Raw genomic sequence first — 15980 nt, 5'->3', positions numbered from 1 at the left:
GACATGAAGAAGCACGTCCCGTCGTGGCACGACGACGAAGTAAGGGCCTTGTCCGAGCTCGCGATCGGGTTCTTCGAGCGAGAAGTGGTCGCGCACAACGACAAGTGGGACGCGCAACATCGCATCGACCGATCTGTGTGGCACACCGCCGGTCAGCTCGGTCTGTTGTGCTGCTCCGTGCCCGAGGAGTATGGCGGGGGCGGGGGCACGTTCGCCCACGACCTTGCCGTGTTCGAGGCCCAGGGTTACGCCGGTGACCTCGCGTTCGGCATCTCGGTGCACTCCGGCATCGTCGCGCACTACCTCGTCGAGTACGGCTCGGAAGCGCAGAAGAAGGCGTGGCTGCCGGGCATGGCGACTGGGGAAATCCTCGGTGCGATCGGCATGACGGAGCCGGGCGCCGGTTCCGACTTGAAGGCGATCAAAACCACGGCCATCCGTGACGGCGACGACTATGTGATCAACGGTTCGAAGACGTTCATCACCAACGGTGCGTCCGCCGACATGATTGTCCTGGCGGTCAAGACCGATCCGAAGGCCGGCGCCAAGGGTGTGTCGCTGGTGATCGTCGATCTGCGGGACTGTCCCGGCTTCACCGTCGGACGCGTCCTCGACAAGGTGGGCCAGCACGGTGCCGACACGTCGGAGTTGTCCTTCACCGATGTGCGGATACCCGTCGACAATCTGCTCGGTGAGTCCGAGGGGCAGGGTTTCGGGCAGTTGATGGCCCAGTTGGTGCAGGAACGGTTGATCATCGGGGCGCAGGCCTCGGGTGCGATGAAGCGTGCGGTCGAAGACACCGTGGCGTACACGAAGTCGCGGCAGGCGTTCGGTCACAGCCTGTTCGAGTTCCAGAACACTGCGTTCGAGCTTGCTGAATGCCAGACCATCGCGCGCACCTGCCAGGTGTTTCTCGACCACTGCATCGAGGCGCATCTGCGCGGTGAACTCGACCCGTCCGAGGCGGCAATGGTCAAGTACTGGCTCACCGAGAAACAGTGCGAGGTGATCGACCGCTGCGTTCAATTGCACGGTGGGTACGGCTACATGCGCGAGTATCTCATCGCCCGCATGTACGAGGACGCCCGCGTCCAGAAGATCTACGCGGGCGCCAACGAGGTGATGAAGGGCATCATCGCGAAGTCGCTGTAACCGCAGCCTCGCACGTCACCTCGTACGCCGCCTCGTCGAAACGGCCGAGGCGGCGACGCATTCGATCGGTCGACCACGGCCAGTTGAAGCTGTTGCGCCCGTTGACGTCCAGGAAGTAGCTCTGGCACCCACCGGCGTTGTAAACGGTAGTGGCCAGAGCCTCCTGCACCTGCGCATTGAAGGCGTCCTGCACCTCTCGGCGCGGTTCCCACCGGCTCCACCCCCTGCTGCGGGCGTGCGTGAGCGCCTGCATCACGTAGTCGAGTTGCGCCTCGAGGATCATGAATGCCGAGGTGTGGCCGGTGCCCAGCGCGGGTCCCAGCAGGACGAAGGCGTTGGGGAAGCCCGCGACGGTGGTGCCCAGATACGCCTGAGGACTGCCCTTCCAGTGATCGTCGAGGCTCCGGCCCTCGCCATCGAAAACCCGTGCCCCGATCGGCATGTCGAGAATGTGGAAGCCGGTGCCGAAGACGATGGCGTCCACCTCTCGTTCCTCGCCGTCGGTGCCCACCACCACGTTCCCACGCACCGACGCGACGGCATTGGCATGCACCTCCACGTTCGGCTGCGTCAGCGCCGGGTAGTACGTGTTCGACATCAGCAGGCGCTTGCATCCGAGCGTGTAATCGGGCGTCAGGGACGCTCGGAGTTCGCGGTCACGCACCTGGGCCAGCAACTGTGCCTTACCGATCTGCTGTACCACCTTCAGAATCCACGGGTGCCGAAACCCGAGTCCGAGCGACTCCATGATGGCGTACTCGACCCGCCGCAACGCCCGAATCGCGCCCGGTACCCGGCGCAGGACGGCGCGCTCGACGCCGCGCAGTGCGACATCGGGTTTGGGCAGAACCCACTGCGCCGTCCGCTGGTAAAGGTGCAGTTCCGCCACGTGCGGTTGGATGGCGGGAACGAACTGCACCGCGGACGCCCCGGTTCCGACGACGGCGGTGCGTCGACCGGTGAGGTCGAAGTCGTGGTTCCAGCGGGACGAGTGGAAGACCTCACCGGGAAAGGTGTCGAGACCGGGGACGTCGGGGACGAGCGGTTCGTTCCACGGCCCCGCCGCGGCGATGATCGCGTCGGACGTGAAGGTTCCGGCGGTGGTGTCGACCGTCCATCGCCGGGAGTCCTCGTTCCACTGAGCGCGCTGGACTTCGGTTCCGAATTGCACGTGCCCTGGAACTCCGTGGTTGCCGGCGGTCCGCTCGATGTAGCGGCGAATCTCCTCCTGCCCGGCGAACAGTCGAGACCATTCCCGGTTGGGAGCAAAGGAATAGGAGTACAGGGCGGAGGGCACGTCACACGCGCACCCCGGGTAGGTGTTGTCGCGCCAGGTCCCGCCGAGCGCATCGCCCTTCTCGAGAATCACGAAATTCTCGATGCCGTTCTGTTTCAGGCGGATCGCCGCTCCGATGCCGGATATGCCGGCGCCGATGACGAGGATGTCGTAGTGCGTCATGCGCGCACTCCCTTCGCGAGTTGAGTTCGAGTGCCACCAACGACCACCAAGCCGCTACTGAGATGTGTGTCACTGGACGTCATATACAGAACCTAGCAGATTTCAGATACCGACGGTATATGAAAAGTTGGATTAATCTCGGAGGACGCCGAAGAAAGGGTGCACATGGGGCGTTTGACCAGGTCGGAGAGTCAGGCGCAGACGCGTGCGCACCTCGTGTCCACAGCACGGGACCTGTTTCTGGCCGACGGCTACGCGGGAACGTCGCTCGAAAAGGTCGCCGACTCGGCCGGCTACTCGAAGGGCGCGGTCTACTCCAATTTCAAGAACAAGAAGGAGTTGTGCCTCGAGGTCCTAGGTTTGATCCACGCGACGAAAGGTGCCGAGATCGCGGCTGCGCTCGGCCACGGCGACACCGCGGAAGACCGGCTCGGCGCGTTCGAGTCCTGGGCGGAAAACACTCTCGGTGACGTGGGATGGACGATGCTCGAGTTCGAACTGATCGTGCTCTCCCGGCACGATCCGGAGCTGCGCGAGGCGCTTACCGCCACACTCGGCGCCGCGCGCGACATCGCGGTGAACCTCTTGACGTCGTTCACGGAGTCGCTCGGGGTCACGCTGCCGATGCCGGCCGAGGACGCGGCGAGCAGCATCCTCGGTCTCGGCGTGGGCCTGGGCATTCAGCGCGCGATCGATCCCACGATCTCCGCCCGCGTCGTCACCGACAGCCTGCGGGTGCTGCTGGCCACGAGCTCCCCGATGTGAGTGAGACAGTGCGTCCCCGGCGCACTGTCGTCGGTGCTGAACGCAAGTGGTGCAAGGATGCTCGCCGCCGACCGACGCGCCGTCCGGGGCGACGTCGGTTAGGCTGTGGCCGCGGGACTTCGGGACCACGCGTCGGCGGGCGGACAGGACTGACCATGAAGAAAGCACTTCTCATCCTCACCGGGCTGCTGGCTGTGGCTTTCGTGAGTACGCCTGCAGCGCATGCCGACCCGGGCGTCCATGTCGGACCGGGCACCGCATACACGACGAATCCCGACGTCGACGGCTTCTGCACCATCGCGGCCGTCGGGAATGACGACGCCGGCCGTCTCGTCGCCCTGACGATCGGGCACTGCCACCAGCAGGCCGGCACCCCCATCTACAAGATCGGGGAGGCGGACCGCGGACCGATCGGGTGGGAGACCGACATCTGGTCGACGAATCCCGCCGGAACGTTCCATGCGGTGGATTACGCGGTGCTCGAGTTGAATCCGGCGGTCGTCGCGCCGAGTAGGTACGGCGAGGGCAGTGACGTCGTCGTGAACAGTGTCGGCGACGCAGAACCCTGGAACATCGCCTGTAAATACGGCCCTACCACCGGCAAGACGTGCGGTGCCCTAGCTGCCTTCGCGGGAATTCACCTGCAGAACTGGGCCCTCATGGGTCCGGGTGATTCGGGTGGGCCGCTCGTCGTGGGCGACAAGCTCGTCGGGATCAGCGCCGGGCTCGACGCCGCCCCGGAGGCGCCGTTCATCTACGGGAAGATCGGTCCCATCCTGGCGGACATCGACGCACAGCAGAGCTTCGGAGCAGGCTTCAGACCTGTTCGCTGACCGGCGGCGCACGTTACCGTGTCGTTCATGCCCCGGACCGACAACGTTCCCGCGTACACGATGCGCCAGCTGGCGGCGTTTGTGGCTGTCGCGGAAATGGGCACCATCAGCGGTGCTGCAGAGCGGTTGCATCTGTCGCAGTCCGCGCTGTCCGCAGCCGTCACCGACCTCGAAAAAGCACTGAAGGCCCAATTGTGCGTCCGCCGCCGCGCCCGCGGGGTGCAGTTGACGCCGACGGGCGAAGCGGTGCTGTCCCGGGCACGCACCCTGTTGCAGCAGGCGGGCGAACTGCAGGCCGACGCGTCGGGTGCGGGTGGTGTGGTGGCCGGCCCCATTGCGGTCGGGTGTTATCCGGCGCTCGGGCCGACGATTCTGCCTGCCATGCTCTACTCGTTCACCGCCGAGTATCCGAGGGCTTCCGTCGAGTTCCGGGAAGACACGCAGAATCGGCTCCGCACCGAACTCGAAGGCGGCGAACTCGACGTCGCCATCGTGTACGACCTCGAGCTGTCGCCCGAGTGGCGCACCGTTCCCCTGATGACCCGTGAGCCGATGGTGGTGCTCGGGGCCGAACACCCGCTGGCAGGCGTCGACGGACCGGTGCGGCTGGCAGACTTGGCCGAGCACCCGATGGTCCTGCTGGACGCGCCGCCGAGCACCCATCACGCGATGGACGTCTGCCGGGGCGCCGGGTTCGCCCCGCGCGTGGCCTACCGCACCGCCAACTTCGAAACGGCCCGTGCCTTCGTGGGGCGTGGGCTGGGATGGACGCTGCTGCTCCAGCGACCCCGGGTCGACGTGACCTATGAAGGCCTGCCCGTTGTGGTGAAACCGATCGCCGAACCGAAGCCGCCGTCGGTGACCGTGGTGGTTGCCTGGCATCAGGGGGCGACGCTGAGCCGGGCGGCGCGAGCATTCATCCGGTTCGTTTCCACCAATGCCGGCGACGGCGATCCGGCCTGATCTGGGCGTCTTCCACCTTCCCCGGATTTTCCGCACATGAACCGGGGATAGTCCCGCTTTTCAAGGCTTGTGAGGCGCGTCATTGTTTTCCTAGCGCGATGAGTGTGCGCGGCAGACGGGAAGGCAGATTCATGACGGCAATCACCGAGGCGGCACCGACGGTGTCTCCCAAAGAAGCTCGCAGGGCGGTCCTGTCGAGCTTCGTCGGTACCGCGATCGAGTGGTACGACTTCTTCATCTACGGCACTGCCGCCGCCCTGGTGATCGGACCCCAGTTCTTTCCCGGCGCCTCGGCGTTCGCCGGCACACTGGCCGCGTTCGCCACGTTTGCCGTGGGTTTCATCGCCCGGCCGATAGGTGGCGTCGTCATGGGCCACTTCGGTGACCGGATCGGCCGCAAGTCCATGCTGGTGTTGTCGCTGACGATGATGGGCGCGGCGACCGTCGGCATCGGGTTGCTGCCCAACTTCGAGGCGATCGGTGTGGCCGCCCCGATCCTGTTGGTGGTGTTGCGGTTCGTCCAGGGCATCGGCGTCGGCGGCGAGTGGGGCGGGGCCGTCCTCATGGCCACCGAGAACGCGCCTGCCGGCAAGCGCGGACTGTATGGCGCCGCTCCGCAGATGGGCGTGCCTGCCGGGGTGATCATGGCCAACGTCGTGTTCCTCGCCGTCACTCAGCTCTTGCCGGACGACGCGTTCCAGACATGGGGGTGGCGGGTGCCGTTCCTGATGAGCGCGGTACTGGTCGGAGTCGCGATGTGGATTCGCCTGGGCGTGCTCGAAAGTCCCGCCTTCACCGAGGTGAAGAAGACCGACGCCGTCGTCAAGATGCCGATCGTCGAGGTTCTGACCAAGAACTGGCGGACCGTCCTGCTGGCGGCCGGCACCTTCATCGCGACCAACGGCATCGCCTACGTGTTCATGGTCTACGTCCTCACCTACGGCACCACAGAACTCGGCTTCAGCCGCGGAACGATGCTCACCTTGTTGATCGTGGCATGCCCCGTGTGGATGGCGGGAATGGCGATCTCGGCCGCAAAATCCGACACCTTCGGTCGTAGGCGCGTCTACACCTGGAGTTCGGTGGCGCTCGTCGCCATGGCGGCGGTGTTCTTCCCGCTGATCGACACGGCATCGATTCCGGTGATGCTGCTCGCCATGGTCGTGATGGCCGCGGTTCTGGGCACCACCGCCGGCCCGCAGTCGGCGTTGTTCGCCGAACTGTTCCCAGCGCACATCCGGTACAGCGGGGCATCGCTCGGCTACCAGATCGGCGCCATCCTGGGCGGGGGGCTGGCGCCGTTCATGGCGACGTGGCTGTTCCATGTGTTCGAGAACTCGATGGCCGTCACCGCGTACTTCGTCGTGATCGCGGTCGTCAGTCTCGTCGCCATTCTGCTGTTGCCGGAGACGAACGACGTTCGCGACGAAGAGAAGGTTTCCTGACATGTCCACTTATTTCCACCCCCCGAAGTACCCGGCGACCGACTTCACGTCGATGACCGCCGGTGACGAGCCACTGCCCGTCGTCGTGGTAGGCGCCGGGCCGGTGGGCATGGGCGTCGCGCTGGGACTCGCGCAGCGCGGAATCGCGGTAACGGTCCTCGAGTCTGCCGACCAGGTGTCGTTCGGTAGCCGCGCCATTTGCATCTCCCGGCACAGCCTCGAGGTGGCGGCCCGACTCGGCGTCGGGCCCGAACTCGAGAAGATCGTTCTTCCCTGGGTCGGCGGTCGCAGCTACTACCGCGACCAGGAGGTGCTGCGCTTCCAGATGCCGCACAGCGAGCACGATGTGCGGGGACCGATGGTCAACGTCTCGCAGTCCGAGATCGAGCAGATCATGACAGAGGCTTTGCTCGCGCATCCGTTGATCACGCTGCACTGGTCGGCGCGCGTCGTGGGCGTCGTGCGGGCGGGCAAGGAAGTAACGCTCGACATCGATACCGCCTTCGGCGCGCGGACGCTCCGTGCCTGCTGGGTCGTCGCCGCGGACGGTGGCCGAAGCCGGATGCGCGAGTTGGCAGGACTTCGGTTGCAGGGCAACAGCTATGAAGGAAGCTACGTGATCGCCGACATTCACTGGGAGTCGAAGCTGCCTGCCGAGCGGATGGTGTGGTTCGATCCGCCGAGCAATCCCGGGTCCACGATCATCATGCACCAGCAGCCGCGGGACATCTGGCGCATCGACTACCAGCTCGATGCTTCGGACGACGCCGCAGTCGAGACCCAGGAGCACCGGATCCGCGACCGCATCACCCGGCACCTCGAGTGGCTCGAGAACGACGTGCCGTGGACCCTCGAATGGCATGGTTTCTACCGAGCGCACGCGCTCGCATTGGAAACTTTCACGCACGATCGGATCTTGTTCGCGGGTGACGCCGCCCATTTGGTGCCGATCTTCGGTGTGCGCGGGTTGAACTCCGGAATGGAAGACGCGGAGACCCTGGCCTGGCAGCTTGCCGCCGTCGTGCACGGAACCGCCGACGAGGTGCTGCTGCAAGCGTATTCGACGGAACGCCGGGGGGCGTGGCAGCAGAACGTCGACAACGCCGGCAAGTCGACGCTCATCATGTCGCCGGGGAGTCACGGCTACCGGACCACCCGCGACGCAGTGCTGGCGCTGGCAACCACGCGTCCGGAGTTCGCTCACCTGATCAACCCGCGACAGTCCAGCGCCACGCACGCACACCTGTCACCGTTGACCTGGCCGGTGGCCCAGGGCACGACCGGAGTGCTGCCCGGCGACCCGATGGAGGATCGGCGGGTGCGCGTCGTCACGACGAGTGGCGCGGTGGAGTCGTCACTGAACCAGTTACGCGGAACGGGATTCGCCGTGCTCGGCATCGGACTCGACACCGCAGCCGCCGACGTGATCGCGGCCCACGCCGCCGCCCTCGCCATGGCGCTGTCGCCCGAATCGGTGCGGGCGATCGTGGTCGCTCGCGCCGGTGTCGAGGTGGACCCGGCCACCGACCTGACGGTGCTCGACGACGGTGACGGTGTGCTGTCGCGGGCCCTCGGTGCGTCCGACGGGGAGGTATTCGTCATCCGCCCGGACGGGCTCGTCCTGTGCCGGATCCGCGATGTATCGCTGCTCGGGCAGATCCACGAGCACCTGAGGTCCGCGACCGCGCCGACCCGCGGTGTCATCCCCGCACATACCGAGGCCGGTGCGACACCGGAGGAACTTATACGCGAGAACGTGTGGATGGGACTGTCCGAGGCACTCGACCAGGCGGACGAGTCGGACCGGGAAGGTTTCCTCACCCGGCTCGCGATACTGCTCGGATCGCAATCGGGTCGACGGGAGTTCGTGGAAGCGCTCGCCGCCGCATCGGCTGTGAGCAGCAAGGTACGTCATCGCGCTTCGCAACACTCCGTGGTGGACGCTTAGCCCGGGCGCGCCGGCGTCGGCGTGATTCGCCGAGGCGCGGGATGCGGCGCGCGCGCTCGGGTGATACCGCTGGGCGGGTAGTTGCACGTATGGTGAGGGAAGAACGCCGAGTCGTGCTGTGCAAACCCGTCGCCACACCTCTCTCCACCTGCGTACGGGACGCAGCATCACGGATGGACACGTACACAAGTGGAAGACACCGCCAGCCGGGGAATCCAGGCCTTCATCGCCGACGTCACGGAACGGGGCGGCAAAGCAGTCCGGCTCACCCATTCGCGGCGCAATCCTGTTCAGGTCTGGGGTGACGACGGCCAGAGCCGCATCGTGCGGGTGCGGTCCAAGCTCAGCGGCGACTGGCAGGCCCGTAAGCAGGACGAGTCGCTCGACGACGACGACACGGGCTCGCAGTTCTGGGTGTTCGTCGACCTGGCGAGCGAACCTCACGAGTTCTTCGTGGTTCCGTCCGCCGAGGTCGCCGACGACATCCGCGCCGAGGTGGACCTGTGGATGATGGACACCCCCGGCCGCACGCGAACCGGACACCACGCCATTCCACTGAGTCGCGTCGCGCACGGACGGGGTCGCTGGGATCTGCTGGGACTGTCGGGGGCAAAAGACCCGAGCCTGTACAGCGACGCCCAGCGGGCGAAGACCGCGGAGGTGCTGCACGCCGACGCGCTGGCCCGCACGAATGCCCGGAAGAAGCCCGCCAAAGCGGCCGCTCTATTGGACGAGGTGATAGATACCCGACTCGAGGTGGTCGCCGACTTCGAGGGGTACCGGTTGGTGGGGCGCTTCGACTCCGATACACACAGCCTCGAAATCGTGCGCGGTCCGATGCAGGGCCGCCGCTTTCCCGACCCCACCACCGCGGCCAGTGCGGTTGCCAGTCATATCAGCGGTGACGTGGAGACGCACGACGGGTGGAGTTTCTGGCGCACCGAGCAGGGCGAGCGAATTGACTTGAGGCAGAGCAGCATTTGAGTATCGGCTAGGTGTTGCGAAACCTGGCTCGCCGGTCTGCGGGATTGAGAATACCCTGGGGTGGGTAACGCAGTGTGTGATGCCGCCGCGTCGCGGTGGTGTGTGGACACAGCCGAGGGGAGCCGATATGGACATCGTCGACGGCACTGTACGTGCCGTGACCGGGGTCGCGACCGCCACGACGAGTGCTGTCGGTGCGGTCGGCGGTGCCGCGATCGGTAGCGTCGTCGGCGGTCTGCGGGGCATTGCGACCGGGGCTGTGCGCGGCGCCGCGAGTGGGGCCCGAAGCGGGTTCGACAGCGGCAGCCATTCGACGTCGACGGCGGTAGCGACGTTGGCGGCGGTAGGTGCGATCGGTCTCGTCGAGTGGCCGGTGGTGGTCACTGTCGGGGGAACGGCGTTGGCGCTGCGGCAGATCAACGCCGCCCGTTCCCGCGGTCGGACAAATTCAGAATCCGTCACCTCGTCCCCGCCGCGGGATGTGCCGGCCGCGAACGATGCTCTTACCTCCGACACTGCTCCTGCTTCCCACACGGCTCCTGCTTCGAACCCTGCGGCGACGTCGGTGGTTGCGCCCTCTCCCGGGGCCGCCCCGGCGCCGGAGAGGTCGGCTCCTGCCGAGAAAGCTCCGGCAAAGAAGGCTCCGGCAAAGACTGCGAGTGCGGCAACAAAGATGCCGGCCGGCACACCGGCCGCCGCCAAGAAGGCTCCCGCCAAGAAAGCTCCCGCAAAGAAGTCGGTCCCGGCGAAGAAGGCGATTGCCCGCAAGACTGCGGGGAAGGCGCTTCCGCCCGCGAGGTCGCGTGCAGGATCGGCGTCGGCCTCCCGATCGACGCGCGCGAAGTAGGCGACGTGGGTTTACGTCGATATCTCGCCGCCGCCGCGTCCGTACCGGTACGCAGCGTCGGTTTCGGGGTGGGTGTCGTGACGCACAGCGGCGCCGTCGCGGCCGATCTGATGACGACCACCGCTCGGGTCGCGACGTCGATCGCCGCCGAGGCTGTGGGCGGAACACCGGCACGCCGCACCAGTGCCGGGCGTGGCCGGGTTTGGATAGAGGTTCGTGGACTCGACAGTCCCCGCGGCGACGACGTGGCCGCCGAGGTACTCGACGCTGTCCGTACCACTACCGGGGTTCAAAGCGTGCAGCTCAACCGCCCGTTGTCCCGGCTGATCGTGTCCCACGGCGAGGGGGGCCCGTCGGTCGAGGAGCTGAGCGCCATCGTGTCCACCGCCGAGAAGCGGGCGCGAACCGGCGACGATCGCGACCATCCGTCGGAACTGCCGGGCGACGATGTGACGCTCGCCGAGAGCTGCCTCGCTCTGGCGGCTGTCACCACCGGCCTCGCGGTGGCCGTCGCGGGCCGCGCCCTGCGTCTTCCTCAGGTGCCCGGTTCGGCGCTGACCACGGTGGTCACGGCCGTGAATTATCAGCCGCGACTGCGAAAGATCGTCGAAGACCGGTTGGGGCCGGATGCGGCAGAACTCGTCTTGGCCACCGCTCAAGCACTCAGCGATGTCATTCGGCAGGCGCCGTCGTCCCTGGCGGTGGACGTGGGCTTGCGGTCGGCGCTGACCGCCGAAGCGTGGTCCGCCCGGCAGGCCTGGTACCGCCGTGAGCCCCAGCTGGCGCGGAGCGCTGCGGACCACACCGCCCCTCATCAGCAACCACCCGACCGCACGTCCGGTCCCGTCGAACGGCATGCCGACCGAGCGGCTGTTGCGCAGCTGGTCGGCGCGGCAACCGTCGGTGCCGCGACACGCAGTGCCGCCGGGGCAGGGGACGCCGTGCTGGTCGCCGCCCCCAAGGCGACCCGCACCGCCCGCGAGACATTCGCGGCCACGTTGGGACGTGGCCTGGCGGACCGCCACGGCGCGCTGACGTTGCGCCCCGGCGCGCTCCGGTGCCTCGACCGGGTAGACACGGTCGTGATGGATCCGTCGATTCTGCAGACGGCGGAGCTGCGTGTCAGTCGCATCCGCGGAGTGCGCGACGCCGATCGCACCAGAGTCTGGGAAGCCGCGCGATCGGCCGTCGACCGCGAAGAGTTCGGGCCCGGCTGGCACCTGCTGGCCGACCTGCCGGGTGATCTCGGCGCTGCAGGCGAGCACGAGGACGCTGCCGTGTTCGTCACACCGGCCCACCACCCGCTCGCGGCCGCGGTGCTCGCGCAGGCACGCACCTCCGGAGTCGCGGTGGTCTCCGTGGACACGGAGTCGCTCGGGAGTCTCCGTTCGGCATTCGACGATCTCCATCCCAGCAGTGGAGCGGGCGAGTTCCGCGGTTCACCCGACCGCGATCTTCGCGACGCGGTCGTTCATCTGCAGGCCGAGGGCGCGACTGTTGCGGTGGTGGCGGCGGGAGCGCCCAGCGCGCTGGCGTCCGCTGATGTCGGCATCGGAGTCTTGGTGGACGGTACGGCCCCGCCGTGGCCGGCGGACGTGCTCGTCGACGATCTCGCCGGGGTGTGGCGAATTCTCCGAGCACTGCCCGACGCGCGGGCCGCGAGCCGGCGCGGCGTCGAGATCGCCACCGCGGCATCGGTACTCGGCGCACTCCTGATGCTTCCCGGTGTGCGTGGCCGGGGCCCGGGGCCGATCACGGCCGGAGCGGCGGCCGGCCTGTGGACGGGACACTCGCTGGCGCGGCGCGTGATCAAGGCGTCCGTTCCGCCGTCGGCCCCCGTGCATGCCTGGCACGAGATGCCTGTCGAGGAGGTGCGGCGACTCCTTCCTGCGCAGGAAGGCGACGGCGACATCGGTGCGCGCCCCCGTGCGCTCGACTGGGCGCTGGCACCGCTCGAATGGGGTAGCAGTCTCGCGGCCTGGCCGGTGGGGCTCGCCTGGGACTTCGGCCGCGCGATGCGCACCGAACTGTCGGATCCGCTGACACCCATTCTCGCGACCGGTTCGGCGGCGAGCGCTCTGCTGGGTTCGCCGATCGACGCTGTGCTCGTGGGATCCGTGCTGACCGGGAACGCGGCACTGTCGGCCGTGCAGCGACTGCATGCGGAACGACTGCTGAGCCGGCTCCTCGCTGCGGGTGATCCGCCCGCACATCGGGTGAGCGGATCCCCGGAGGAGCGCGTCAGTGAGCGCGTCGAGGCCTCGCGGTTGCGGATCGGTGACGTGATCGAGATCGGTCCGGGAGAGGTCGTTCCCGCGGACGGCCGGTTGATCGAGGTGTCCGGTGTCGAGGTCGACGAATCCTCGCTCACCGGGGAGTCGCTGCCGGTGGCGAAACAGACGTCGCCGACACCCGGTGCACCGCTGAGCGAGCGCTCCTGCATGGTGTTCGGCGGTAGCACCGTTCTCACCGGAACGGCCACCGCGATCGTCACTGCCGTGGGGGAGGCGACGGAGGCGGGACGTGCCGGGGCGATCAGTCCCACCGGTGCATCGCACGTCGGCTTGCAGGCTCAGCTGCGCAGCCTCACCGACCGGGTGCTGCCGGTCAGCGTCGGGGGCGGGGCCCTCGTCACCGCGGTCGGCTTCCTCCGCGGAACGGGACTGCGTCAGGCGGTCACCAGCGGCGTCGCGGTCGCGGTCGCGGCGGTGCCCGAGGGGCTGCCGTTGGTCGCCACTCTCGCGCAGCAGGCGGCGGCGCGCCGGTTGACCAAGTCGAATGCGCTTGTGCGAGCGCCGCGCTCGGTGGAGGCGCTCGGCCGCGTCGACGTCGTGTGCTTCGACAAGACGGGGACGCTGAGCGAGAACCGGCTTCGTGTCATCAGAGTCGTGCCCGAGCCAGCCGTCGACCACGACGAGTTGCTGATGTGCGCTGCGCGTAGTGCCGTGACGCCCGACGGACGTCCCGCGGACCATGCCACCGACGTCGCCATCGCGGAGGCCGCTCAGCAGCTCGACTGCGGCGACGAGGCGCAGTGGTCCTACCTCCCGTTTCGATCGGGACGACCCTATTCGGCGGCACTGTCCGGCACACACCTGTGTCTGAAGGGTGCACCGGAGACGGTTCTGGCCGCATGCCCCGATATCGACGACGACGAAGTGGGTTCTCGGGTCCTCGCGATGGCCGGCGACGGGCTTCGGGTGATCGCCGTCGCGCGGCGCACCGTCACCGCGTTCCAGGCCCGGCGCGCTGCCGACGACGGTGCGGTGTTCGAGAAACTCTGCAGCAGTGGGCTCGAACTCGTCGGATTTCTGGGGATCGCGGACACACCGCGTCCGGAGGCTGCGGGGCTGCTGCCGGAGCTGGAACGCCAGCAGGTCGGGGTGCGGCTGCTCACCGGTGACCATCCCGTCACTGCCACCGCCATCGCGCAGGAACTGGGATTGACCGTGTCGTCCGAGCAGGTGATCAGCGGCTCCGACTGGGACACCCTGTCGCATCGTGGGCAGGAGGAGGCCGTCGAGAAGTGCCTCGTGTTCGCGCGGATGACTCCGGAGAACAAGGTGCAGGTGGTGCAGACTCTCGAGCGCGCCGGACGCGTGTGCGCCATGGTCGGGGACGGTGCCAATGATGCGGCGGCCATCCGCGCGGCCAGCGTGGGTATCGGTGTCAGTTCCCGCGGCAGCGATCCGGCCCGCAGTGCGGCCGATGTGGTCCTCCTCGACGGCCGGGTGGACGCACTGCTCGACGCCCTGGACGAAGGGCGGCAACTGTGGCGGCGCGTTCAGGCGGGGGTGTCCGTCCTCCTCGGGGGTAATGCCGGTGAGGTGGCGTTTGCACTGATCGGGAGCGCGACTGCGGGTAAGTCGCCGCTAACCGCGCGTCAGCTGCTCCTGGTGAATGTCCTCACGGATGCTTTGCCTGCGGCGGCGCTCGCGGTGAGTCCGCCCAACGAGGACGCGCGAGGAGAAGGCCGCGGACCCGACAGCGCAGCCTTGTGGCGCACAGTTGCGATCCGTGGTGCCGCGACTGCGATGGGTGCGACGACGGCGTGGACGATGGCGAGTCTGACGGGCAGGCAGCGCCGCGCCTCCACCGTAGGACTGGTGGCATTGGTCGGAACGCAGCTCGGGCAGACGCTCATCGACTCCCGCAGCCCATTAGTGGTGCTCACAGCAGGTGGTTCACTCGCCGCCCTGACGGTGCTGGTGAGCACGCCAGGAGTCAGCCAGCTACTCGGATGCACACCCCTCGGTCCGGTGGGGTGGACGCAGGCGCTGGGGTCGGCGGCTGCCGCCACCGCAGCCGCCGCATTCGCACCGGGAGTCCTGGCGAAGCTGGCGGGAGATCAGTCGACGATGTCGAGTACGCCCGCCCTCACCAACACGGCGTATACCTCATGCAACGGGGGAGTGAGCGCGCGTGTCACCGCGCCGGTCCAGAAGTCGCCGGGGGCGGAGACGACGCCGACAGCGGTCCGGGCTGCAGAAATCAACACACCGGTCACAGTCCTCGACCAACGTGACCGGCAGGTGAACAGCACGGACTAGGGAGGCGAACTATGGCCGACAACACACCGAGGGCCGAAGAAACACCGAGCCGCGACGCACACCGGGACGCGGTCGCGCGGGTGCGGGAGGCGTCCGGCTTCACCGTCCAGTTACCGGTACTCGGACGTGTACCCGTCCCACGTCCCGAACAGTTGGCGTTCTTCACCGCGATCGGGCTCCTCGCGGCCGTCGAAATCATCGAATGGCCGGTTGCGCTGACCATCGCGGCCGGGCACATCCTGATCGCCGATCAGCACAACAGAGCTGTTCAGGAGATCGGGGAGGTCCTGGAAGCGGTGTGAGCGCACACAATCAGGCAGGGCACGCCGGTGAGGTGAGCTGTGCGATGGCCACGATCGAGCACGCCGTCGCCTTCGACAGGCGCCACGTCCCGTTCGGCCCCGGCACGAAAATCGCGGGAAGGTTGTTCTGCTGAACCTGTCCGTTGATGGTGAGCTGCAGCTGAGCGCTCGCGCTCCCGTCACCGTTGTCGATCACGGGGTCCAGAACCTGTACCTGCGCTCCGGCCTGCTGCGCGGCCGCGGCTACCTGAGCGAACAGATTCGGATCCTGCTCGGAGCCTTCCACCATCGCGACCTTCTCCTCGACGGGAGTTGCAGGATCGAGTCCCCGCTCCATCAACTCGTTGAGCTCCGCCGCTGTGGGCAGTTCGAGTGGGGGCGATGTTTCGGCGGTCGACGTTGCCGATGCCGTGGTGGTTCTGTTCGGCGGGGCGGGATCGTCCGATCCGCACGCGGACATGGTCAGCGCTGTGGCGATCGCCATTGCGGCCACCGTCATTCTTCGAAGCGACACTCGCTTACCCCTTCGCTGTGGGCTCCCGATGCGGGACGGTCTCACTATCGAGTGTGGGGGTTCGGCGGCCCCTTCGCCGTCGAAGCAACCGATTTCTCAGAGTTTTGCCACTATTCCCGCGCGCCGAGCATCTCCTCGTCGCCGCAGGGCTTCGTAGACGCGCGGGCAGCAAAGCGCCGACGGCATTGTTCACCGCCCTTTTCCCTTACGGTGGGAAC

The 15980-nt window shown here is 67.4% G+C and carries 12 protein-coding genes; 10 read left to right on the top strand and 2 right to left on the bottom strand.

Annotated features, from left to right (window positions below; all coding sequences use genetic code 11):
- The first annotated feature begins 3 nt into the window (after nt 1–3).
- The gene (locus tag HYG77_RS06995) at nt 4–1152 is read left to right on the top strand and encodes an acyl-CoA dehydrogenase family protein (protein WP_109328196.1); all 1149 of its coding nucleotides are present in this window, start codon (nt 4–6) and stop codon (nt 1150–1152) included.
- Here HYG77_RS06995 and HYG77_RS06990 read toward each other — a convergent pair.
- Entirely contained in the window at nt 1133–2611 is a 1479-nt protein-coding gene (locus tag HYG77_RS06990) for an NAD(P)/FAD-dependent oxidoreductase (protein WP_208962255.1), read from the bottom strand. The genes HYG77_RS06995 and HYG77_RS06990 overlap by 20 nt on opposite strands.
- Before the next feature lie 165 nt (nt 2612–2776).
- Between HYG77_RS06990 and HYG77_RS06985 the strand changes: the two genes are divergently transcribed.
- The 9 genes from HYG77_RS06985 to HYG77_RS06940 all read left to right on the top strand — a co-directional run bounded on the left by HYG77_RS06985 (nt 2777) and on the right by HYG77_RS06940 (nt 15248).
- On the top strand, nt 2777–3376 hold the full coding sequence (locus HYG77_RS06985) for a TetR/AcrR family transcriptional regulator (protein ID WP_109328200.1): 600 nt from the start codon (nt 2777–2779) through the stop codon (nt 3374–3376).
- Between the two features lie 155 nt (nt 3377–3531).
- A complete protein-coding gene (locus HYG77_RS06980; RefSeq protein WP_109328202.1) occupies nt 3532–4209 on the top strand; it encodes a serine protease in 678 nt (225 codons plus the stop codon).
- A gap of 27 nt (nt 4210–4236) precedes the next feature.
- On the top strand, nt 4237–5172 hold the full coding sequence (locus HYG77_RS06975) for a LysR substrate-binding domain-containing protein (protein ID WP_208962254.1): 936 nt from the start codon (nt 4237–4239) through the stop codon (nt 5170–5172).
- Between the two features lie 131 nt (nt 5173–5303).
- Complete coding sequence (locus HYG77_RS06970; RefSeq protein ID WP_208962253.1) at nt 5304–6617, top strand: MFS transporter; 1314 nt, start codon at nt 5304–5306, stop codon at nt 6615–6617.
- A 1-nt stretch (nt 6618) separates the two neighbouring features.
- Nucleotides 6619–8565 (top strand): FAD-dependent monooxygenase, encoded by a 1947-nt coding sequence (locus HYG77_RS06965; protein ID WP_208962252.1) that lies wholly within the window; start codon nt 6619–6621, stop codon nt 8563–8565.
- A gap of 189 nt (nt 8566–8754) precedes the next feature.
- On the top strand, nt 8755–9549 hold the full coding sequence (locus HYG77_RS06960) for a hypothetical protein (RefSeq protein ID WP_208962251.1): 795 nt from the start codon (nt 8755–8757) through the stop codon (nt 9547–9549).
- 127 nt (nt 9550–9676) lie between these two features.
- Complete coding sequence (locus tag HYG77_RS40620; RefSeq protein WP_261343238.1) at nt 9677–10396, top strand: hypothetical protein; 720 nt, start codon at nt 9677–9679, stop codon at nt 10394–10396.
- A 5-nt stretch (nt 10397–10401) separates the two neighbouring features.
- Nucleotides 10402–14946: a cation-translocating P-type ATPase gene (locus tag HYG77_RS06945; RefSeq protein ID WP_208962250.1), complete on the top strand. Its 4545-nt coding sequence runs from the start codon at nt 10402–10404 to the stop codon at nt 14944–14946.
- Nucleotides 14947–14957: 11 nt separating this feature from the next.
- Nucleotides 14958–15248, top strand: a complete 291-nt coding sequence (locus HYG77_RS06940; RefSeq protein WP_109328214.1) for a hypothetical protein — start codon at nt 14958–14960, stop codon at nt 15246–15248.
- Between the two features lie 10 nt (nt 15249–15258).
- On the opposite strand, the gene HYG77_RS06935 is transcribed toward HYG77_RS06940, so the two are convergent.
- A complete protein-coding gene (locus tag HYG77_RS06935; protein WP_109328216.1) occupies nt 15259–15762 on the bottom strand; it encodes a hypothetical protein in 504 nt (167 codons plus the stop codon).
- Nucleotides 15763–15980 lie beyond the last annotated feature (218 nt).

Source organism: Rhodococcus sp. ZPP (assembly GCF_017656075.1).
Taxonomy (GTDB): domain Bacteria; phylum Actinomycetota; class Actinomycetes; order Mycobacteriales; family Mycobacteriaceae; genus Rhodococcus_F; species Rhodococcus_F oxybenzonivorans.
The sequence above is the reverse complement of the archived record's forward strand: the minus strand, read 5'-3'. Positions and strand labels throughout refer to the sequence as shown.

Bases quoted from the DNA above. Each gene is read 5' to 3' on its own strand.
- HYG77_RS06980 (WP_109328202.1), top strand. From the start codon at position 3,532: ATGAAGAAAGCACTTCTCATCCTCACCGGGCTGCTGGCTGTGGCTTTC.
- HYG77_RS06995 (WP_109328196.1), top strand. From the start codon at position 4: ATGAAGAAGCACGTCCCGTCGTGGCACGACGACGAAGTAAGGGCCTTG.
- HYG77_RS40620 (WP_261343238.1), top strand. From the start codon at position 9,677: ATGGACATCGTCGACGGCACTGTACGTGCCGTGACCGGGGTCGCGACC.
- HYG77_RS06990 (WP_208962255.1), bottom strand. From the start codon at position 2,611: ATGACGCACTACGACATCCTCGTCATCGGCGCCGGCATATCCGGCATC.
- HYG77_RS06975 (WP_208962254.1), top strand. From the start codon at position 4,237: ATGCCCCGGACCGACAACGTTCCCGCGTACACGATGCGCCAGCTGGCG.
- HYG77_RS06965 (WP_208962252.1), top strand. From the start codon at position 6,619: ATGTCCACTTATTTCCACCCCCCGAAGTACCCGGCGACCGACTTCACG.
- HYG77_RS06940 (WP_109328214.1), top strand. From the start codon at position 14,958: ATGGCCGACAACACACCGAGGGCCGAAGAAACACCGAGCCGCGACGCA.
- HYG77_RS06970 (WP_208962253.1), top strand. From the start codon at position 5,304: ATGACGGCAATCACCGAGGCGGCACCGACGGTGTCTCCCAAAGAAGCT.
- HYG77_RS06985 (WP_109328200.1), top strand. From the start codon at position 2,777: ATGGGGCGTTTGACCAGGTCGGAGAGTCAGGCGCAGACGCGTGCGCAC.